This window comes from Arthrobacter sp. NPDC056493 (assembly GCF_042795115.1).
In the GTDB taxonomy this organism is placed as follows: domain Bacteria; phylum Actinomycetota; class Actinomycetes; order Actinomycetales; family Micrococcaceae; genus Arthrobacter.
In genome coordinates this window covers 42,735-63,738 of record NZ_JBHTSL010000004.1, presented here as the reverse complement: position 1 = coordinate 63,738, position 21,004 = coordinate 42,735, and the positions used below count along the sequence as shown (strand labels likewise).

General features: G+C 67.8%; 18 protein-coding genes. 3 read left to right on the top strand and 15 right to left on the bottom strand.

Features of this window, described 5'->3' with window-relative positions; genetic code table 11:
• Positions 1-97 precede the first annotated feature (97 nt).
• A complete protein-coding gene (locus ACFQ50_RS02770; protein WP_377994001.1) occupies positions 98-2,254 on the top strand; it encodes a 3-hydroxyacyl-CoA dehydrogenase NAD-binding domain-containing protein in 2,157 nt (718 codons plus the stop codon).
• Positions 2,255-2,382: 128 nt separating this feature from the next.
• Here ACFQ50_RS02770 and ACFQ50_RS02765 read toward each other — a convergent pair whose 3' ends face one another.
• From ACFQ50_RS02765 to ACFQ50_RS02710, 12 genes are all read right to left on the bottom strand, one after another.
• Positions 2,383-3,975 carry an ABC transporter ATP-binding protein gene (locus ACFQ50_RS02765; protein WP_377994000.1) on the bottom strand — a complete coding sequence of 531 codons (1,593 nt, stop codon included), beginning with the start codon at positions 3,973-3,975 and terminating at the stop codon, positions 2,383-2,385.
• Complete coding sequence (locus ACFQ50_RS02760) at positions 3,972-4,760, bottom strand: energy-coupling factor transporter transmembrane component T family protein (RefSeq protein WP_377993999.1); 789 nt, start codon at positions 4,758-4,760, stop codon at positions 3,972-3,974. The genes ACFQ50_RS02765 and ACFQ50_RS02760 overlap by 4 nt, the downstream gene beginning before the upstream one ends.
• Before the next feature lie 19 nt (positions 4,761-4,779).
• Positions 4,780-5,601: an ECF transporter S component gene (locus ACFQ50_RS02755; RefSeq protein ID WP_377993998.1), complete on the bottom strand. Its 822-nt coding sequence runs from the start codon at positions 5,599-5,601 to the stop codon at positions 4,780-4,782.
• A gap of 135 nt (positions 5,602-5,736) precedes the next feature.
• Positions 5,737-6,771, bottom strand: a complete 1,035-nt coding sequence (locus tag ACFQ50_RS02750) for a nucleoside hydrolase (RefSeq protein WP_377993997.1) — start codon at positions 6,769-6,771, stop codon at positions 5,737-5,739.
• Positions 6,771-7,748 (bottom strand): aldo/keto reductase, encoded by a 978-nt coding sequence (locus ACFQ50_RS02745; protein WP_377993996.1) that lies wholly within the window; start codon positions 7,746-7,748, stop codon positions 6,771-6,773. The genes ACFQ50_RS02750 and ACFQ50_RS02745 overlap by 1 nt, the downstream gene beginning before the upstream one ends.
• 39 nt (positions 7,749-7,787) lie before the next feature.
• The gene (locus tag ACFQ50_RS02740; RefSeq protein ID WP_331574772.1) at positions 7,788-8,006 is read right to left on the bottom strand and encodes a hypothetical protein; all 219 of its coding nucleotides are present in this window, start codon (positions 8,004-8,006) and stop codon (positions 7,788-7,790) included.
• A 51-nt stretch (positions 8,007-8,057) separates the two neighbouring features.
• Positions 8,058-8,618, bottom strand: coding sequence for a hypothetical protein (locus ACFQ50_RS02735; RefSeq protein WP_377993995.1), 561 nt, complete (start codon positions 8,616-8,618; stop codon positions 8,058-8,060).
• Positions 8,615-9,160, bottom strand: coding sequence for a DUF402 domain-containing protein (locus tag ACFQ50_RS02730; RefSeq protein ID WP_377993994.1), 546 nt, complete (start codon positions 9,158-9,160; stop codon positions 8,615-8,617). Before ACFQ50_RS02730 ends, ACFQ50_RS02735 begins: the two co-directional genes overlap by 4 nt.
• The gene (gene dxs / locus ACFQ50_RS02725; RefSeq protein WP_377993993.1) at positions 9,157-11,130 is read right to left on the bottom strand and encodes a 1-deoxy-D-xylulose-5-phosphate synthase; all 1,974 of its coding nucleotides are present in this window, start codon (positions 11,128-11,130) and stop codon (positions 9,157-9,159) included. Before dxs ends, ACFQ50_RS02730 begins: the two co-directional genes overlap by 4 nt.
• A 141-nt stretch (positions 11,131-11,271) precedes the next feature.
• On the bottom strand, positions 11,272-14,097 hold the full coding sequence (locus tag ACFQ50_RS02720; protein ID WP_377993992.1) for an aconitate hydratase: 2,826 nt from the start codon (positions 14,095-14,097) through the stop codon (positions 11,272-11,274).
• Between the two features lie 149 nt (positions 14,098-14,246).
• Positions 14,247-15,659, bottom strand: coding sequence for a class I SAM-dependent RNA methyltransferase (locus tag ACFQ50_RS02715; RefSeq protein ID WP_377993991.1), 1,413 nt, complete (start codon positions 15,657-15,659; stop codon positions 14,247-14,249).
• Positions 15,656-17,632 (bottom strand): APC family permease, encoded by a 1,977-nt coding sequence (locus ACFQ50_RS02710; protein WP_377993990.1) that lies wholly within the window; start codon positions 17,630-17,632, stop codon positions 15,656-15,658. Before ACFQ50_RS02710 ends, ACFQ50_RS02715 begins: the two co-directional genes overlap by 4 nt.
• 95 nt (positions 17,633-17,727) lie before the next feature.
• Here ACFQ50_RS02710 and ACFQ50_RS02705 point away from each other — a divergent pair, with 95 nt between their 5' ends.
• Positions 17,728-18,399: a potassium channel family protein gene (locus ACFQ50_RS02705; protein ID WP_377993989.1), complete on the top strand. Its 672-nt coding sequence runs from the start codon at positions 17,728-17,730 to the stop codon at positions 18,397-18,399.
• Positions 18,400-19,203, top strand: a complete 804-nt coding sequence (locus tag ACFQ50_RS02700; protein ID WP_377993988.1) for a potassium channel family protein — start codon at positions 18,400-18,402, stop codon at positions 19,201-19,203.
• Here the strand turns inward: ACFQ50_RS02700 and ACFQ50_RS02695 are convergent.
• Genes ACFQ50_RS02695 through ACFQ50_RS02685 form a run of 3 tightly spaced genes read right to left on the bottom strand, consistent with a single transcriptional unit; the run spans position 19,173 to position 20,960 of the window.
• Positions 19,173-19,928: a DUF3159 domain-containing protein gene (locus tag ACFQ50_RS02695; protein ID WP_377993987.1), complete on the bottom strand. Its 756-nt coding sequence runs from the start codon at positions 19,926-19,928 to the stop codon at positions 19,173-19,175. The two genes, ACFQ50_RS02700 and ACFQ50_RS02695, sit on opposite strands and share 31 nt — an antisense overlap.
• Positions 19,925-20,254 (bottom strand): hypothetical protein, encoded by a 330-nt coding sequence (locus ACFQ50_RS02690; protein WP_377993986.1) that lies wholly within the window; start codon positions 20,252-20,254, stop codon positions 19,925-19,927. The genes ACFQ50_RS02695 and ACFQ50_RS02690 overlap by 4 nt, the downstream gene beginning before the upstream one ends.
• Complete coding sequence (locus tag ACFQ50_RS02685) at positions 20,247-20,960, bottom strand: DUF3710 domain-containing protein (RefSeq protein ID WP_377993985.1); 714 nt, start codon at positions 20,958-20,960, stop codon at positions 20,247-20,249. The genes ACFQ50_RS02690 and ACFQ50_RS02685 overlap by 8 nt, the downstream gene beginning before the upstream one ends.
• Positions 20,961-21,004 lie beyond the last annotated feature (44 nt).

The window sequence follows — 21,004 nt, the reverse complement described above, 5'->3', positions numbered from 1 at the left end:
AGCCAATGTTACTCACGAGTAACGTTGGGTTGACTGATGCCCGGCCCCGGCTGTCCCGCCTCGGACCGGTCCGCCCGTCTCACTGAGGAGCCACAGAATGAGCGCCGCAGATTTCCGCAAGCTAGCCGATCTCTTCCCGGATGAGGCTGTCACACATTCGTCAGTACAGGACATCGAACTCCCGGCCGAGGACGGCGATGCCAGCCCCGGCGTTCTCGCCCTGATCACCCTGGACAACGGTCTGGGCCCCGCCAAACCCACCACACTTGGCCCCAATACCCTCGTAGAACTGGGCACCGTCCTCGAAGGGCTGCGCGAGCGGGCTGCCGCGGGCGCGGTCGCGGCCGTGGGTGTGACGGGCAAGCCGAACTTCTTCGTAGCCGGCGCCGACCTCTCCGCAGTCACAAAGCTGCAGGAGCGGGAACACGGCCTGTGGATGGCCCAACTGGGCCACGAGGTCTACTCCACGCTGGCCAGCCTCGGCGTTCCCAGCTTCGCCTTTATCAACGGCGTGGCACTTGGCGGCGGCCTCGAAATCGCCCTGCAGTCCACCTACCGCACGGTGTCCACCGGCGCCGGGGCACTGGCGCTTCCCGAGGCCTTCCTGGGGCTGGTGCCCGGATGGGGCGGTGTGTACCTTCTCCCGCGTTTGATCGGGCCGGAGAATGCGGTGAAGGTGATGATCGGGAACGCGCTGAACAACAACCGCACACTGTCCGGCGCCGAAGCTTTCGAGCTCGGCATCGCGGATGCGCTGTTCGAACCGGAAAATTTCCTGGCGCAGTCGATCGCCTGGGCTGCGCGCATTGTCGCTGGCGGCGCGGCACCGGAACGGCCTGCCGCCGTCGATCCCGCCGACCCCGCGGTTGCCGTCCGCTGGGCGGATGCCGTGGCCGCCGGCCGCGCCTTCGTCGAAGCCAAAACGTCCAACGCCTCCCCGGCGCCGGCCGAGGTGCTGAACATCATGGCGGCGAACCGCACCCTGGCCCAGGCCGAGTCGGCCGTGCTCGAATGCGAAACGCTGGCCGGCCTCATGCAGACCGCTGAGTTCCGTGCCACCGTTTACGCCTTCCTCGATCTCGTCCAGAAGCGGGCCAGGCGGCCCGCCGGTGCCCCAGGCCGCGAGCTCGCCAGGCCCGTCACAAAAATCGGCGTGGTGGGGGCCGGCCTGATGGCCAGCCAGCTCGCCCTGCTGTTCGCGCGCCAGCTCGGGGTGCCAGTCGTCCTCACCGACATCGACCAGGACCGGGTGGACAAGGGAGTCGGCTACGTCCACGCCGAGGTGGACAAGCTGCTGGCCAAGGGGCGCGTCAGCACGGACGCCGGCACCCGGGCCAAGGCGCTCGTGACAGGGTCTGTTTCCAAGGAGCCGTTCGCAGACGCCGACTTCGTCATCGAGGCGGTGTTCGAGGAACTCAACGTCAAGAAGCAGGTGTTCGCCGGGCTTGAGGCCATCGTCCGGCCTGACTGCATCCTCGCCACCAACACCTCCTCGCTGTCCGTGACAGCCATGGCGGCGGACCTGCGGCACCCGGAGCGCCTGGTGGGCTTCCATTTCTTCAATCCGGTGGCCGTCATGCCGCTGCTGGAGATCGTCCGGGCACCGAAGACCAACGACGCCGTTCTTGCTACTGCTTTCGAACTCGCCAGGGGCCTGAAAAAGACAGCAGTCCTGGTCAAGGACGCCCCGGCGTTCGTGGTCAACCGGATCCTGCTGCGGCTCTTGGGTGAAGTCACGGCCGCCTTCGACGAAGGCACGCCGGCCGACGTTGCTGATACCGCGCTGCGCCCCATGGGTCTTCCCATGACGCCGTTCACCCTCCTCGCCATGGTGGGACTGCCGGTGGCCCAGCACGTCCAGGAGTCCCTGCATGCGGCCTTCGGGGACCGTTTCCCGGTCTCGCAGAACCTGCAGAAACTGGTCGACAACAACATCCGGTCCCTGTGGTCCACGGCAGCGGACGGCACGCAGGAGATCCCTGCGGCCACCACGGCCCTGCTGTCCTTTGGCAGCACACCGTCCACCGCAGACGAAGTACTGCGCCGGACCCAGGACGCCCTGGCTGAAGAGATCGGGCTGATGCTCGGGGAGGGCGTGGTGGCAGCCCCCCAGGACGTCGACCTGTGCATGGTCCTTGGCGCCGGCTGGCCCATGTTCCTGGGCGGGATCACCCCCTACCTCGACAGGGTGGGAGCCTCGGAGCGCGTCAACGGCAGGCGGTTTCTGCCGCCGGGTGTGGCATCCCGTTCCTGACCCTCCCACTCCTGACACAGCGAGAACGGACAGTTGAGGCCCCGCTCGGAGGGGCCCCAAGTGTCCGTTCGCGCTCGACCCCGAGCTATGCGGCTGCAGGGCAGCCAAAGCGGCTGGTGAAGCGGCGGTCAGTGCGGCCGGAGCCGGCCGCCGTCGAGCCTGAGCAGCCGGTGCGCGTGAGCCTTGGCGAACCCGAGGTCGTGCGTGACCATCACGACGGCGGCGCCGCGGCCGGCTGCCGCTGACACAGTGGCGGTGAGCAGCTCCAGGCCGTGGGCGTCCAGGGCCACTGTTGGTTCATCGAGCGCCAGCACCGCCGGTTCGCGTGCAAGGACGGTGGCGAGGGCCAACAACCGCTGGCCGGATGCCGGCAGCTCATGGGGATGGGCGCTTCCGCTGTCTCCAAGGCCGACGGCGGCCAGGGCTGCGGTTGCCCGTTCCTGCGCCCCGGTGCCGAAAAGCTGGTCCAGTCCGAACAGCACCTCCCGTAATGCGGTCCGCTCGAACAGCTGGTCATGGGGGTGCTGGAACAGGAGCCCCAACCGGCGGGCCACCAGCCCCGTGGGAACGCCGGCAATGGACTCGCCGGACACGCGGACGTCCCCGCGAAGCGGCCGGTACAAACCGTTGAGGAGCCGGAGCAGCGTGGACTTTCCGGCACCGTTGGGTCCGGTCACGGCGACAATTTCCCCCGGCATCACCTGCAGGTCAACATCGTGCAGGAGCAGCCCGTCCTCCGAAGCCGGCCGGCCTGCCCCGAAACCGAAGGCCACATCCGCCAGCTCCAGGGCTGCAATAGTTCCAACGGGAGCGGTGCCAACCGCAGTGGTTCCGCCGGCAGCGGTTCCGCCGGCAGCCTCCGCAACGGGAAGCGTCAACACCGAGGGCGGCTCGGGCCCCAGTCCCGGTTCGGCGGCCCGGATGACGACGCCGGACTCAGCCAGCGCCCCGCCCTGCAGGATCCTGCCCGGCAGTCCAGCCGCCGTCGCCTCCCCGTCCTTCAGCACCAGCCAGCGCTCCGCAATGCGGGTCAGCGCATCGGCGTGCTGGCTCAGCACCACTACGGCTGTGCCCCGGGCCAGCTCGGCATGGATCAGCTCCACGACGGTCCGGACCCCGGCCTGGTCCAGGGACTCCAGCGGCTCGTCGAGGACCAAGACGCCGGGCCCGTCCACCACGGCGCAGCCCACGGCCAAACGGCGGAGCTCGCCGCCGGACAGGGTCGCGGGATCCCGCTGCAGGAGCCCGTCGAGTCCGGTCCGGCGGGCAATGTCGGCGACGGTGCGCACCATGTCGGGGCGGGGGACGCCGCGGTTTTCCAGGCTGAAGGCGAGCTCCTCCGCCACGGTTCCGCGAACCGCCGACAGCATGGACGCTGCGTCCTGCGGCACGTAGCCGACGTGCCGCGCCCAGGCCCCGGGATCGATCCGCGGATCATCCGGCGTTCCGGAAAAGAGCAGCGGATGGCTGCTGGCGGGATCCCCTGCCACCTTCAGCTGGAGGCTACCGGCCAGCGTTCCGTCCCGCCCGCCGAGCAGCCAGGCACCAAGGAGTCGCCCCAGCGTGGACTTGCCACTGCCGGATCCGCCCAGCACCGCCGTCAGCTTGCCGGGCGCGGCCGCCACCTCCACCCCGGTCAGCGCGGGCCCGGCGTCGCCGTGGTAAGAAAACGAGCCGATGGAGGCCAACAGCGTGGTTGCGGCAGCCCTGTCCGCGATCATCCCGGGCCACCCCCTGAAAGGGTCAACGCAGACAGTGACCCGGCGGAAAGTGCATCAGCGACGCGCCACGCGACGGCTGCCACTGCCAGCAGGACAGCCACCATGCGGAAGGCCGCCTGGGCGGCTGAATCGGGAACCTCCATGTAGCTGGTCCGGGGACCGGCGCCCCGGAACCCCCTGGCGTCGAGGGACTGGGCACGAATGCCGGCGTCGTGGACCAGGCCCAGCACCAGCGGCACCATCTGCAGCCGGATGGCCGCAGCCCGGCTGCCAAGACCCCGTCCCACCACGAGGCCACGCGACTCCTGCGCCTGGCGGACCTTTTCCAGCCGCGCCGCGACCAGCGGGGCAAGCAGCAGCGTGGACGCCAGCACATACCCCACCTGAGGCGGGACGCGGCGGGCAGCCAGGGCGGCAACCAGTTCGGGGACCCTGACGCTGAAGGAAAACACCATCAGCACCAGGACGAAGGCGGCGGTGCGGAGCCCCATCGCCAGGGCGAAAGCCAGCCCCTCTGCAGTGACCCGGGCAGGGCCCCAACTGGCCAGCACGGTGAGCCCCTCCGGGAAGAAGAGGCCGTGGATGACCAGCAGCGACAGCCAGAACGGCACAATGATCGCGGCCGCGGCCAGCAGGACACGCCGCACGGTGCCCGCGGCAGCGGAAAGCAGGACTGCTCCGGCTGCCACGGTGAGGGATACCGCCCAACTGTCAGCCGCCGTCGTCATTACCAGGACGGCGACGGCGGCCGTCAGCGTGGTCAGCGGGTTTAGTCGCGGGGACACCTGGCCGTCGGTTCCGGCGTCAGGAAGTCCGTGCGGCCGGCTCCTTGCCGGCCAGGACGCGGAAGCGGCGGACGAACGGGAACTGGAACGTGGTGCGCCGGGGCAGGGCGTAGACCAGCATGGCGGCGATGGCGAAGACGATGGCCTTGTCCATGGGATCGGAAATCAGGGCCTGCTTGGTGATGGCGGCCAGCAGGGTGTCGCCCATGGCCCGGAAGGCGCTGACGATTGCACCGGTCCCCACCCCGGAGGTGCCGCCGAAGACGAACGCGGCAATCGGTGCGGACACCACGCCGGCGATGATGCCGGTGACGAAGCCGGCAACCGGCGCCAGGTAGAACCGGCGGAACAGCCCGTACCGTGCGGCCACGCCGGCCAGGAAGCCGATCAGTGCGGCGCCGGCCGCGAAGGGCAGGACCGTCGGGTTGAAGAACGACCACACGATGCTGCTCAGGGCGCCGGTGGCGGCGCCGGCCGCGGGTCCGGCCAGCACGGCGATGAGCACGGTTCCGATGGAGTCGAGGTAGAACGGCAGGCCGCTGGTGCCCATGAGCTGTCCCAGCACGATGTTCAGTACCAGCGCCACGGGGATGAGCACCACGGTGGACGTGGGAAGGGTGGGAAGCACGCCCACGATCAGCAGCAGGGCACCGAGGAGGAAGCCCCCCAGCGCAACGAGCGAGGAAACGCTGCCGATCCCGCCGGCAATGTCGGCAGGCTGGGTGAGGACCAGGAAGACGAACGTGGCGGCGATGGCCGCGGCACCGAGCAGTTCGAGGACCCTCCGCCGGCGGACAGCTTTCCGGTCCGTGGGAGGAAGGGTCAGGGACGGCTGTGACATGGTGGATCCTTAGGCTGAAAACGGCGGGTCCCGCACCCGTGGCGTGATGTTCCGCGTGCGCGGAAGCAGGCGCCTATGTCACCTTGGCGCGGCTACCATCCTACCGACCTGCGTGCACACCGTGCTACGGCCCGGCTACAGCAGCTGCTTCCCCACCGCGGCGGCCAGCGCGCCCACCGACGAGATCAGTTCGTCGAAGCACTGCGCGGGGTGGTTCGAGGTGACGATCCTGGCATTGAACGGCTCTTTCCAGATACCCCGGAAGTCGGCGACGGTGGTCCCGACGAGGCGGGGCGAGTCCGTTTCGACGTGCACGGTGGCCGGACGCGTGCCGTAGGGAGTCCGTCCGATGGCTGCGGCCGCAGCGAAGGCGTCGTGCATGTGCGCGATGAAGCCCTGGCCGTAGAGCCGGTGGAACTCCATGTAGAAACGGATGGCATCCGAGAGGCACGCCACGAGCGGATTGCCCGACTGGCTGCGCTGGCCTTCCGGCTGTTCAGGCAGCACGAGTTCCGGTTCGGCCCCGGCAGCCGCGGCCAGCCGCTGCAGGTGCTCGGGCCGCAGTTCGATGCGTTCCGTGGTCTCGAGCGCGCACACCACCGGGAGGCTTTCCTCCGGAAGGCCGCTGTAGGCGGCGAAGACCTCCGCGGCCGCGTGCGGGTCCACCGAAACGTTCCACTCCGCCGTCGGCGTCGTGTTGCCCTGGTAGTTGAAGCAGCCGCCCATGATGACCAGCCCCTGGAGCAGTTTGGGAAGATCCGGTTCCCGGCGCAGCGCCAGCGCGAAGTTGGTCATCGGCCCGGTGATGAGCCCTGTGATCCGGCCCGGCTGTGCCCGGACCGTCTCCACCCACACGTCCACGGCGTGCCGCGTTGATATTTCCTGGTTCGGCGGCGGGAGCTCGGCATAGCCGATCCCCTGCGGGCCGTGGGTTTCCTCGGTGGTTACCAGCGGGATCTCCAGGGGCACTTCCGCGCCCACGGCAACTTCAATGCCGGCCCGGCCGCAGAGCTCCAGCAAGGCGAGGTTGTTCAGGGCCACCTGGCGGGCTCCCACGTTGCCCGCCGTGCACGTGATGGCTTCCAGCCTGACCTCCGGCCGGGACAGCAGGTAGACCAGCGCGAGGGCGTCGTCGATCCCGGTGTCAACATCCATGAGGATGGACGGCATCAGAACAGGGCCACCTTGGGGGTCTGCGGGAAGATGGCATCCAGTTCGTCGAGTTCGGCACGGTCCGGCACCCAGGCCACCGCCCCGGCGTTCTGCCGGACCTGTTCCGGGCGGGTGGCGCCGGCAATCACGCTGCTGACCGACGGCTGCGCCGCAAGCCAGGAGAAGGCCACCTGCACTTCGGTCAGGTCGCGGGCGGCGGCGAACGCACTGAACGCCTTCAGCTGCTGCCAGTCGGCGTCATGCACCAGATTGGTCCGCGTGTGGCTGAGGCGTGAACCTTCGGGCGCCTGGTCCTGTGCGTACTTGCCGGTCAGCAAGCCGTTGGCCAGCGGGAAATAGGGCAGCACGCCCAGCCCGTAGGCCTCTGCAGCCGGGGTGACCTCCTGCTCGGCACGGCGGTCCAGGAGGTTGTAGTGGTTCTGCGCGGAGACAAACCGGGCACCGCCGCGGGCGCGGGCCACGAATTCCGCCTCGGCGATCTGCCAGCCGGCGCGGTTCGAGTGGCCGAGGTAGCGCACCTTGCCGCTGGTGACGAGGTCGTTCAGCGCGTCGAGGGTCTCCTCGATGGGCGTCAGGGGGTCGGGCGTATGGAACTGGTACAGGTCGATGTAGTCGGTGCCGAGCCGGCGCAGGGAGGCTTCGGCGGCGCGGATGACGTAGCGGCGCGAACCGCGCGCGCCGAAGTCCTCGCCGTTGGCTCCGCGCATGTCCATGCCGAACTTGGTGGCCACCACGACGTCGCCGCGCCTGGCGCCCAGGGCTTTGCCCAGCATCGTTTCGCTAAGCCCCGGTTCCCGGCCGTAGGTGTCAGCGACGTCAAAGAGCGTCACGCCGGCGTCGAGGGCGGCATGCACGACGGCGTCCGTCCCCTCCTGCGATTCGGTCACCGTGTTTGCCCGGCCCAGGTTGTTGCAGCCGAGGCCCACGACGGAGACGGTCAGTCCGGATTTTCCAAGACGGCGGTATTCAGTCATGGAATCACCCTATAACGGCGCAGGGGGCGGCCGTTCCGCTCAGGCGGAGGCGAAGTCCAGGCCGTGCTCCTCCAGCGCATCCTGGAGCTGGGCGAGCGTCCGCGGGCAGATGCCGGGCAGCGCCGCCAGCTGGCGCCGGCCGAACTGCGCCAGCTGCTCGAGGGACTCCACACCGGAATGGGCGAGGATTCTGCGGTCGGGCGAGGCCAGGCCCCGCGGAAGCGGCGTGCGGCCCGGCTTGGCTGACTTCTTCGTCATGACGTTCTGCCTTCCCTTGTGCTTTGCCTGCGTGAGGTGCTTGAACCGCTTTTAGAGGGTGAAGCCGGTCACCTGCTTGGGTGAATGCTTGAGCTTGAGGGCCGAGAGGTCGCCGAACGGGGCAGCTCCGATGCTCAGCTTGGTGAAGTCCAGGTCCTCGCCGCGGATGCAGACCTTGATCGCGTTCACGGCCTTGTTCACGTCCGGGCAGAGGCAGAAGATGTTGAGCTTGGCGTCGCTGAATTCGGAGCGGTCCACCATGCCCAGGCCGCGCCAGGCCAGGTGGCCGGACAGCGCGTCCTTCGCTTTTTCCTCGAGGTAGCGGTCGCGGCTGGTGCCTTCTTTGGTCTTGAGTGCGTACTGGGCCACCACCCAGTACTGCTCCGCGTCGGGAATTTCCGCGTAACCGTCCTCGGTGCAGGCCATCTCGAAGGCGTCCATCAGGCGTTCGGCGGCCTCGGCGTCGGGGACGTCGGTCTCCTGGGTCTTGCTCTGGTGGCCTACGGCGCCGTGGTTCATGACGAACTGGCTGTAGTCCTCGTCGTACCAGGCTTCCCGGAACAGCAGGGTCCCTTCGTCGTCGCGCTTGTAGACCCGGATAATTCCGCTCATGCCCGTCCTCTCGTAAACCAGGTGGTGTCGGTGCCGTCGAAGGGGGCATCCTGGCCCTTGACGGCAAGAAACAGGGCGTCGCACGCTGCCTGAATGGTGTGCACCAGCGTCTCAGGGTACTCCATGCGCAGCCGGTGCTCCGCAAACTCGTCCTCGTCGTCGACGAACACGCCGCGTGTCACCGAACGGATCACGTCGAGGTCCATGTCGATGGCATGGAATTCCGTCACGCCGGGCTTGATCCGGCGCCACTCGTGGCCGGTGGCCAGGTCGACGTAGACGCGGAAGTCGCCCGGGTAGGTGTCGTCATAGAAGGTGACCACGAACTCCCCGGTCCGGGGAACCAGGAGCACGGCGTCGGATGCCGTGTAGAAGGCGGCGCCGGGGCGGGCGCAGAACTCATTGGCCGGCTGGAAGATCCACCAGCCGTGCCGGTCCTCGCCGAGGTACCGGCCGGGCACCACCCAGTGGGCCGAGCCGTCCCATTTACGGTTCCGGGACACCACCAGTTCGCCTGGCTGCAGGGAATCGGGCTCCCTCACAGTTTGGGCAGGCTTCCCGTGGTGGGGTGTTCCTGGCCGGGCAGCGGACGCGCGAACGGGACCTTGGTCCCGAGAACCTGGGCGACGACGTCGTGGGTAATCTGCTGGGCGGTGAGGCCGACCCGTTCCAGCACCTGGCTTCGGGTGCCGTGGTCAAGGAACTCCACCGGCAGGCCAACCTCGTTCAGGGCGGTGTCCACGCCGGCGGCGCGCATTTCCTGGCGGATCCTGGACCCGACTCCCCCGGCCCGGACACCGTCCTCGATGCAGATGACAAGGCGGTGCCTGGCGGCCAGGGCGATGATCGATTTCCGGACCGGGAGGACCCAGCGCGGGTCCACGACGGTGGAGCTGATGCCCTGGGCACCCAGCCGGTTGGCGACGTTCAGGGCCAGCTCGGACATGGCACCCACGCTGACGATCAGGACGTCGTTTTCGGTGGAGCCGGCCGGGCGGCGGGACAGCACGTCCACGCCGTCGGCCAGCCGCTCGATGGCCTCGACCTCGGCGCCGACCGTTCCCTTGGAATAGCGGATGACCGTGGGGGCGTCCCCGATGGCGACGGCTTCGCGGAGTTCCTCGCGCAGCCGTGTGGCGTCGCGGGGCGCGGCCAGGTGCAGCCCGGGAACGATCTGGACCATGGCCATGTCCCACATCCCGTGGTGGCTCGCTCCGTCAGGGCCGGTGACTCCGGCGCGGTCCAGGACAACGGTCACGCCGGCCTTGTGCAGGGCGACGTCCATGAGGAGCTGGTCGAAGGCGCGGTTGAGGAAGGTGGCGTAGACGGCCACCACGGGGTGCAGCCCGCCGAAAGCCATGCCCGCCGCGGAGGTGAGGGCGTGCTGTTCTGCGATGCCGACGTCGAACACGCGTTCCGGGTACCGCGCCGCGAACTTGTGCAGCCCGACCGGGATGAGCATGGCGCCGGTGATGCCGACGATGTCCTTGCGCTCGTCGGCGATGTCCGCGATTTCGTCGGCGAACACCGACGTCCAGGATTTCGCGCCGCCGGCTTCTGCGGGCTCGCCCGTTTCGGGGTCGATGATCCCGACGGCGTGGAACTGGTCCGCTTCGTGGGCGCGCGCCGGTGCGTACCCGTGGCCCTTCTCGGTCATGGCGTGCACGATGACCGGTCCGGCGAAGTTTTTGGCGGTGGAGAGGGCGTGTTCCATGGCCTGGAGGTTGTGGCCGTCCACCGGGCCGATGTACTTCATGCCGAGGTCCTCGAACATGCCCTGCGGGGCCCACCAGTCCTTGATGCCCTTCTTCATGGCGTGCAGGCTCTTGTAGGTGAACTGGCCGGCGGGGCCGCCGTTCTGGAGCCTCTTCTTCCACCAGTCCAGGGCGCCCTCGTAGGCGGGGGCGGCACGGAGGGAGTCGATGGTGGGGCGCAGTGACGCGAGGTAGTCTGCAAATCCTCCGACGGTTGGTGCATAGGAGCGGCCGTTGTCGTTCACGACAATCACGACGCGGCGCTTCTTGTCCGCCGCGATGTTGTTGATGGCTTCCCAGGCCATGCCGCCGGTGAGGGCGCCGTCTCCGACAACGGCGACGACGTACCGCTCGCCGTCACCCGTCAGCTGGCGGGCGCGGGAAATGCCGTCAGCCCAGGACAGCGAGGACGAGGCGTGTGAGCTTTCCACGATGTCGTGCTCGGACTCGGCACGGTCCGGGTAGCCGGACAGGCCACCCTGCTGTCGGAGGGTGCTGAAGTCGTGCCGTCCGGTCAGGAGCTTGTGCACGTACGACTGGTGGCCGGTATCAAAGACGATGCTGTCGCGGGGCGAATCGAAGATCCGGTGCACCGCCATGGTCAGTTCGACGACGCCGAGGTTGGGACCCAGGTGCCCTCCCGTCTGGGAGACGTTGCCGATCAGGAATTCCCTGACCTCGGCGGCCAGCTGATCCAGCTGCGCCGCTGACAACTTGCTCAGGTCCTGCGGATTCCGGATGGTCTCCAAGATTCCCAACGGCCCCTCCTTCGGCTGGTAGACATGCCTATTAACTCTAACGCCTCCGCGCTGGCAGCAATGCAGAAGCCCCGGCCGGTCTGCTGACCGGCCGGGGCCCTTTCGCACTGCTTACCGGGGCTGGCCCCGGCTTATGTCCCGCTAGTTGGCGGAGATCTGGCGCAGGACGTACTGCAGGATGCCGCCGTTGCGGTAGTAGTCCGCTTCACCCGGGGTGTCGATGCGGAGCACTGCGTCGAAGGACTTGGCGGAGCCGTCCTCGGCGGTGGCGGTGACCTTGAGGGTCTTGGGCGTGGTGCCTTCGTTGAGGGCGGTGACGCCCTCAACGGCGAAGGTTTCCGTGCCCGTCAGGCCCAGCGTGGCAGCGGACTCGCCGGCCGGGAACTGCAGCGGAAGAACGCCCATGCCGATGAGGTTGGAGCGGTGGATGCGCTCGTAGCTCTCGGCGACGACGGCCTTGACGCCCAGCAGTGCCGTGCCCTTGGCTGCCCAGTCACGGGACGAACCGGAGCCGTACTCCTTGCCGGCCAGGACCACCAGCGGGGTGCCGGCTGCCTGGTAGTTCTGGGCGGCGTCGTAGACGTAGGCCTGCGGGCCGTCGGCCTGGCTGAAGTCGCGGGTGAAGCCGCCCTCCACACCGTCCAGGAGCTGGTTCTTGATGCGGATGTTCGCGAACGTGCCGCGGATCATGACCTCGTGGTTGCCGCGGCGCGAGCCGTAGGAGTTGAAGTCCTTGCGCTCCACACCGTTGGCCAGCAGGTACTGGCCGGCAGGGGTGTCGGACTTGAACGAACCGGCCGGGGAGATGTGGTCCGTGGTGACGGAGTCGCCGAGCTTGAGCAGCACGCGGGCACCGCTGATGTCCTGGACGGGCTCCGGCTGGGCCTTCATGCCCTCGAAGTACGGGGGCTTCCGGACGTAGGTGGACTTCGCATCCCAGGCGAAGGTGTCGCCGGCGGGGGTGTCGAGTGCCTTCCAGCGGTCGTCGCCCTCGAAGACGCCCTCGTAGCCCTTGGCGAACATCTCCTTGTCGATGGAGGAGTCGATGACTTCCTGGACCTCGACCGGGTTGGGCCAGATGTCCTTGAGGAAGACGTCGTTGCCTGCTTCGTCCTTGCCCAGGGCATCGGTTTCGAAGTCGAAGTCCATGGAACCGGCCAGGGCGTAAGCGATGACCAGCGGCGGGGAGGCCAGGTAGTTCATCTTGACGTCCGGGTTGATGCGGCCTTCGAAGTTGCGGTTGCCCGAGAGCACGGCACTGACGGCGAGGTCGTTGGCCTGGATGGCCTCGGAGATTTCGGCTTCCAGCGGGCCGGAGTTGCCGATGCAGGTGGCGCAGCCGTAGCCCACGATGTAGAAGCCCAGCTTCTCCAGGTACGGGGTGAGGCCCGACTTCTCGTAGTAGTCGGTGACCACCTTGGAGCCGGGGGCGACAGAGGTCTTGACCCACGGCTTGGCGGTGAGGCCCTTGTTCACGGCGTTGCGTGCCAGCACCGCGGCGGCAAGCATGACCGAGGGGTTGGACGTGTTGGTGCACGAGGTGATCGACGCGATGGTCACCGCTCCGTGGTCCAGGTCGAACTCGCGGCCGTCCTCCATCTTCACGGCGACGGGGCTGGAAAGGCGGCCCTCGGCACCATGCGCTGCGGAGTACTTCGGCGGAACGCGGTCGGTGTCGGTCACGTGGGTGCCGCCGGTGGTGAACGAGGGCGGGTCGGAAGCCGGGAAGCTTTCCTCCAGCGACTCGTCCAGGGTGCCGGCATCGGCATCGTGGGTGACGTAGTTCTTGAGGTCGTGGCGGAATTCGTCCTTGGCCTCGGTCAGCTCGATGCGGTCCTGCGGACGCTTCGGGCCGGCGATCGACGGAACCACGGTGGAGAGGTCCAGCTCGAGGTACTCGGAGAAGCGCAGCTCGCGGGACGGATCGTGCCAGAGGCCCTGTTCCTTGGCGTAGGCCTCCACGAGGGCAACGTTCTCCTCGGGGCGGCCGGTCAGGCGCAGGTAGTCGAGGGTGACGTCGTCGATCGGGAACATGGCAGCCGTGGAGCCGAACTCCGGGCTCATGTTGCCGATGGTGGCGCGGTTGGCCAGCGGCACCGCGGCCACGCCTTCGCCGTAGAACTCCACGAACTTGCCAACAACACCGTGCTTGCGGAGCATCTCGGTGATGGTGAGCACCACGTCGGTGGCGGTGGCACCGGCAGGAATGCTGCCGCTGAGCTTGAAGCCCACAACGCGCGGGATCAGCATGGAAACCGGCTGGCCCAGCATGGCAGCCTCGGCTTCGATACCGCCGACGCCCCAGCCGAGCACGCCCAGGCCGTTGACCATGGTGGTGTGCGAGTCGGTGCCGACGCAGGTATCGGGGTAGGCACGCAGCGCGCCATTCACCTCGCGGGTCATGATGGTGCGGGCCAGGTATTCGATGTTGACCTGGTGCACGATGCCGGTTCCCGGCGGGACAACCTTGAAGTCGTCGAACGCGGTCTGGCCCCAGCGCAGGAACTGGTAGCGCTCACCATTGCGCTGGTATTCGATCTCCATGTTGCGCTCCAGTGCGCCGGAGTTACCGAAAACGTCGATCTGGACGGAGTGGTCAATGACCATCTCGGCCGGAGCCAGCGGGTTCACCCTCTTCGGATCACCGCCGAGCTCCTTGACAGCCTCACGCATGGTGGCAAGGTCCACCACGCAGGGAACACCAGTGAAGTCCTGCATGATCACGCGGGCAGGCGTGAACTGGATTTCGGTGTCGGGCTGGGCATTCGGGTCCCATCCTGCCAGGGCGCGAACGTGATCGGCGGTGATGTTCGCGCCGTCCTCGGTCCTCAGCAGGTTTTCAAGCAGTACCTTAAGGCTGAACGGAAGGGTTTCTGAACCTTCAACGGAGTTCAACCGGAAAATTTCGTATTCGGTTCCGGCAACATCAAGTTTGCCTTTTGAACCGAAGCTGTCCACAGTGCTCATCGCAGGACTCCTCTCGCAACAGTTTCATCTTTGTCGCGCGGTTGACCGCTTGCTAGTTAGGACACCCTAATTAGTGCCGGTCGCATCAAACTGCATGGTCAGCCGGGAACACGGGCGCGACGGGGGCTACATCGCCCATAGTAGTGGCATCACCCGCGGGGAGTCAGCAGTGCGACGGTCTCCAGGTGGTGCGTGTGCGGGTACAGGTCGAAGGCACGCAGCCCGGACAGCTGCCAGCCGCCCTGCTGGAAGTAACCAATGTCGCGTGCGAACGACGACGGGTCGCAGGAAATGTAGGCAATGGCGCGGGGGTTTGAGGCAATCAGCTGGCTGACCACTGCCTTGCCCGCGCCGGCGCGCGGCGGGTCGAGAATGAGGGCGTCGAACTGGCGCGGCCGCTGCCGGAGCACCCGCTCCACCTTGCCCTGCACAATCTCCACCTGCGGTGAACCGTGGAGGTTTTTCCGGGCGTCCCGGCTGGTGCCGGGCGCACCCTCCACGGACAGCACCGACCCGGTCTCCCCCACCGCGTCGGCCAGCGGCGCCGTGAACAGCCCCGCACCGGCGTAGAGGTCCGCCACCGCGGCGCCGGGTTCCAGGAACCCGCCCTCGTGCAGGAATCCGGTGACGGCACCCACCAGGGTTTCCGGTGCGTCGCGGTGGATCTGCCAGAAGCCCGCACCCGTGACACGGTAGTCGTGGCCGGCCGCAGATTCCTGCACCCAGGTCCGGCCGCGGAGCTGCAGCGTCTCATTCTTGAGGGGATCGTAACTGGCCACGGACACGTCCGCGGGGAGCTGGGACAGGATGGAGTTCAGCCGTTTGGCGCGCGTCCCGGGAGCCGGGGCCAGCAGCACAAGCGGCCGCGAGCCGTTGGCGGGCGCGGCCACCTCCACCCGCTCGATGCCCTGAAGGTCCACATCCCACAGCCGCAGGGCGTTGATCCCGTCGACGGCCAGCGGCATCTCCTGCACAGGGATCACCTGGTCGGAGCGGTGGGCGTGCATGCCGAGCCGGCCGCTCTGGGTGACCCCAAAGCTGGCGCGAGTGCGCCACGCAAGCCCGGCCCCGCCGTCGTCCGCTGTTCCGGCACTGTCAGTTGTTCCGGCACTGTCAGTTGTTCCGGCGTCGTCCGTTGTGGTGTTTGCCGCCCCGACCGCTTCAACAACCGGGGAAAGTTCGACGGCGGCCAGCCGCCTGAGCTGTTCGGCCAGCACCTCCGCTTTGAGGCTCCGCTGGCGCTGCAGGGACACGTGGCCAAGTTCTGCGCCGCCGACCGGCGGGCGCCCGTGCGCCCAGGAGCCGGCGGAGTCGGCCGTCCGCCAGAAGTGCGGTACCCGGTCCGGGGAACCATCCAGGACTTCCACAACGTCCGCCCGCCAGAACTTGGCCTTCTCCCCGGCATCGGTGAGCCGGACCCGCACCCGCTCGCCCGGGATGCCGTGGCGGACGAAGACCACGCGGCCCTCGTGCCGGGCCACGCAGTGTCCGCCGTGCGCAACTGGGCCGACGTCGACCACCAGTTCGAGTCCGGTGGAGGTGGTCTGGGTGTCCGGGCTCATTGAATGTCCTGCAGTCTCTTGGCTTCTTCGGATGATTTGAGCTGCCAGGGAACACTGGCAACCATGACGCCGGGCTCAAAGTGGAGCCGGGTCTTGATGCGGAGGGCTGTCTGGTTGTGCACCAGCTGTTCCCACCATTTACCCACCACATACTCGGGGATGTAGACCACAATGAGGTCCCGGGGCGAGTCCCGGCGCATGTTCTTGATGTAGTCCATGATCGGCGTGACCGTCTCGCGGTAGGGGCTGGCGAGGATGGTCAGCGGAACCGGGATCTCCAGCTTCTCCCAGTCGGCGAGCGTGTGCGCTGTCTCCTCGGCGTTGATGTCCACGGTGATGGCGTCCAGCCGCGACGGCCGGGAGGCACGCGCGTAGGCAAGCGCCCGGAGCACGGGCTTGCGGACATGGGACACCAGCAGCACGGCGTGCACGCGTGTGGGCAGGGCGCGCGGCGACGAATCCTCGTCGACCGCCAGCTCCTTGGCCACGTTGTCGTAGTGGGCGCGGATGCTCCACATGATGAGGAACAGGACGAACATGGCGAGCAGGGCAATCCAGGCCCCCTGTTCGAACTTGGTGATCAGCACGATCACGAGCACTAGTGCGGTCATGCCGAAGCCGGTCATGTTGATGGTGCGCGACTTGATGATGCGGCGGCGCACCGCTTTGTCCTTGGCCAGTTTCAGCTCCCGGCCCCAGTGCCGGACCATGCCCAGCTGGCTGGCCGTGAAGGAGATGAAAACACCGACGATATACAGCTGGATGAGCTTGGTCACATCGGCGTTGAACGACAGGATGAGCACCAGCGCGCCGGCGGCCAGGGCAAGCACGCCGTTGCTGAAGGCGAGCCTGTCGCCGCGGGTGCGCAGCTGCCGCGGCAGGTAGCCGTCCTGGGCAAGGATGGAGCCCAGCACCGGGAAGCCGTTGAAGGCCGTATTGGAGGCAAACACCAGGATGACGCCGGTGGCCGCGACCACGATGTAGAACGGAATGGACCCGGCGCCGAAGATGGTCTGCGCAATCTGGCTGATGGCCGGGTTCTGGATATAGCTCTCGGGCAGGGGCTGCCCGTTGAGCCGGAATTCGGTGGCGGGGTCGAGCACGATGTGCACCTTGGTGGCGTTGGCCAGGTAGATGATTCCTGCCAGCATGGCCGAGGCGATGATCCCGAGGAGCAGCAGCGTGGTGGCCGCGTTCTTGCTCTTGGGCTTCTGGAAGTTCGGCACGCCGTTGCTGATCGCTTCCACACCGGTCAGGGCTGCGGCGCCGGAGGAAAAGGCGCGCAGCAGCAGGAACGCGCCGGCGAGGCCCACGAGTCCCTGGTCGAAGTCGGGTGAGGGGACGATCGTGAACGCGGCCGACGGCGCCTGGCCCAGCTGGCCGGTGGCCGCCTGAAAGACGCCGACGGCGGTCATGCCCAGGATGGAGGCCATGAAGATGTACGTCGGTACCGCGAAGACGCTGCCGGCTTCCTTGATGCCGCGCAGGTTGACCAGCGCCAGGATCACGACGCCGATGGTGGCGATGATGGCCTGCTGCCCATGCAGCGAGGGAATGGCGGTGGTGAGATAGGCGGCCGCGGAGGACATGGACACGGCGACGGTCAGGACGTAGTCCACCAGCAGGGCCGCGGCGACAGTCAGCCCGGCGAACTTGCCCAGGTTTTCGTTGGCGATCTCGTAGTCACCGCCGCCGGACGGATAGGCGTGGACGTTCTGCCGGTAGGACGCCACCACCGTGAGCAGGACCACCATGACGGCGAGGCCCACGAGCGGGGAGATGGCCACCGCGCTCACGCCGGCCAGGGCCAGCGTGAGGAGAATCTCATCGGGGGCGTAGGCCACGGAGGACAATGCGTCCGAGGCGAAGATGGGGAGCGCGATCCGCTTCGGCAGGAGGGTGTGGGCCATCCTGTCGTTCCGGAAGGGCCTTCCCACCAGCACGCGCTTCACGGCATTCAGAATTGTCAGCACCACACAAAGTTAGTCTGATTCGCACGCGATGTCATGGCAGGTTTCCGGCGGTAGAGTCTTACGGAGCAGTCGGCCGAGAGTTGAGGAGAGAACGCGTGGCGCACTTCGTGATCATGGGTTGTGGACGCGTCGGGGCCACCTTGGCGCACACGCTCGAGGATGCCGGCCATTCGGTGGCCATCATCGACCAGGACGACCGCGCCTTCCGCCGCCTCCGCTCGGGCTTCACCGGCCGGAAAGTCACCGGCGTCGGCTTTGACCGCGACACCCTGAAGCAGGCGGGCGTTGCGGATGCCTATGCCTTTGCCGCCGTGTCGAGCGGCGACAACTCCAACATCCTGGCAACCAGGGTGGCGCGGGAGACGTTCCATGTGCCGCACGTGGTGGCCCGGATCTACGATCCCGGCCGCGCCGAGATCTACCAGCGCCTGGGCATCCCCACGGTGGCCGCGGTGCGCTGGAGCGCCGACCAGGTCCTGCGCCGCATCCTTCCCGAACAGCACCTTGCCGGGGACTTCCGCGATCCGTCAGGCCGCCTCGTGCTGGCCGCACTGGACCTGCACCCGGAATGGGTGGGCCATCCGGTCACCTCCATCGAAAAGGCGGCCGACGTCCGGGTGGCCTACCTGACCCGGTTCGGCGAGGGGATGCTGCCCGCCGCGGGCACCTCCTACCAGGACGGCGACACGGTGCATGCCATGCTGCGGGTGGACCGAACGTCCGAAGTCGCCCACATCCTCGCCAAAGCACCCGCCAAGGAGTCCTAAGTGAAAGTCGTCATCGTCGGGGCCGGAAGCGTCGGCTCCTCGATTGCCCGTGAGCTGCTGTCCCATAAGCACGAGATCCTGCTCATTGACCTCAAGCCCGAAGTGATCGGGCGCAGCGGCCTGCGCGGCGCGCACTGGCTGGTGGGCGACGCGTGCGAACTGAGCACCCTGCAGGACGCCAGGCTCGAGGACGCTGACGTGGTGGTTTCCGCCACCGGCGATGACAAGGTGAATCTCGTCGTCTCGCTGCTGGCCAAGACCGAGTTCGGCATCGGGCGCACCGTGGGGCGCGTGAACAACCCGAAGAACGACTGGATGTTCAACGACTCGTGGGGCGTCGACGTTGCGGTGAACACGCCCCAGCTGATGACGGCCCTTGTGGAGGAAGCGGTGGAGATCGGCGATCTCGTCCGGCTGCTGACCCTGCAGACGGGCGTGTCTTCCATAGTCGAGTTCACGGTGCCGCACGACTCGCACGCCATCGGCCTCACGGTCGGCGCCATCGACTGGCCGGAGGACTCCACGCTCGTGGCCATCCTGCGGGACCAGGCACCGATCACGCCCAGCCGGGACGACGTCATCGACGGTGGCGACGAACTGTTTTTCGTCACCACCATCGCGGCCGAAGACCAGCTCCGCGAGCTGCTGTCACCCGGCTCCGGCCAGCGGCCGGGACAAGATGACGATGAAGGGCAGGAGCCACGCGATACCCCGGCGACGCCCGCCGCTGCGGCGGCTGGCCCGGCAACCGCAGAACAGGCGTCCCGGTCAGATCAGCTGGACGACGACGGCTTCGACGGCTGACCGTCAGGCGTTGCCGCGGGCCGCGTGACGAGCCAGGCGATCCACACGCCGAGGATGTACAGCGGCGCACCCATGATGAGCCTGGTGGTGGCCAGCGCGGCCAGCCCCTCCGGCCCCATCAGGTACAGGGGAACCTGCACCAGCAGGCGCAGCGCCAGGACACTGACGATGATCCATGTGCCCAGCCGGTAGGCGCGGACCCGGGCCGGGTCCTTGCGCCAGTCCAGGCCCTCGTTCCGGATGAACCCGAACAGCAGGCCGGCGATCGGCCAACGGACGGCAATGGAGATGACCATCGCCACAATGTAGGCCGAGTTCGCCAGGAATCCCGGAAGGTAGAAGTCCTCCGCCTTGCCCGTGGTGTTGGCGAGCCACGCTGAGATGCCCACGCCAACGACGCCGGCCAGCGCCTGGGTCAGCGGGCGGCGCTGCACGAGCCGGACCACGGTGAAGACGGCTGCAGTGCCCAGCGCTGCGATGAGCGACGGCGTCAGTGCGGTGGTGACGGTAAAGGCGACCAGGAAGACCAGGCCGGGCAGGATGCTCTCCGCGATTCCCTGGTAGCCGCCGGCGCTCTTCAGGACGTCGATGCGGCCGTCGTGCGTGCGGTGCAGCCCTGCCTTGGACGCGTAGTCCTCGGCCAGCCCGGCGAAACCCGGGGTCTCGGGCGCCGGCTTGGGTTCTTCGCGGCCCGGTCCCGAATCGGGGTTCTCAGGCAAAGTCATTGGTTCTCCTGGCGGGACAGTATCTCGTAGCGGGGGTTGAACATGGTGGACATGCCTTCTCTTACGGTCAGCATGCCTTCGAGCCTGAGTTCGGTCCCGGCGTCGATCCCCGGAATTCGGCGGCGGCCCAGCCAAATGACGCGGAGCCGCCCGCGCCGCTCCGCGGGAAGGGTGTCATGGTCCGAGACGATGGCCGCGAAGGCTGCCACCTCTGACGGGGGCGCGTAGGTCACCGACTCGATAAATCCGTGGCACAGGACGCGCCCGCGCTCCGGCAGCCCGCGAATCGGTACCGCCTGGTCCTGCGGGCCGCCTGCATCAACCAATCTGGGTGATCTCCGGCCCGCGCTCCGGCTGCTCGAGGTCCGGCGCTGCAGGGGGCACGGATCCGGCGGCGTCCTTGGGCAGGCGCAGCTGCAGCAGGTCCCTCGGCGGCATGGGGTTCTCACCCCGGATGACCACGATCTTCCGGAAAAGGTCCTCGAGGCTGGCTGCCGCTTCACGGTCCAGCGCGGCTTCGCCGCCGAAAACGCCGCGGAGGAACCAACGGGGGCCGTCGACGCCGACGAAGCGGGCAACGCGGTAACCCTGGCTGCCGTCCGGGGCGCCAGCCGGCAGCTTGGCCACGAGTTCGACGCCGTAGTCCCCCGGGATCTCCTCGACCTGGCCGCCCTGGCCGCCGACAGACTGCCCGATCTGCTCCCGGATCTCGTCCCAGAGCCCTTCGGAGCGGGGTGCGGCAAACGCCTGCAGCTGCAGGCTTGACCCCTCGAGGTCCATGGTCACGGCGACGACGCGCTGGGTTGCTTCCTCGACTTCAAGCCGGAGCTGCAGTCCGTCGCGGGGGGCAATGAGAAGGGCGCCGAGGTCCACATAGCCGTCGCGGCTGCTGATCTCGGAGACGTCGAAGGGGCCGTTGGCCCTGCGGTCGTCCACAGGATTCGGGGCCGGATCCGGGGTGGCGTCCTCCCGGACGTCCTCCGGCTCTGCCGATTCCTGCTTCTTGGCTTTCTTGCCCCGCCCAAAAACCATGCGTTGTCTCCTTAGTTGTGATCGTGTCGCGCCCCGAATATGCG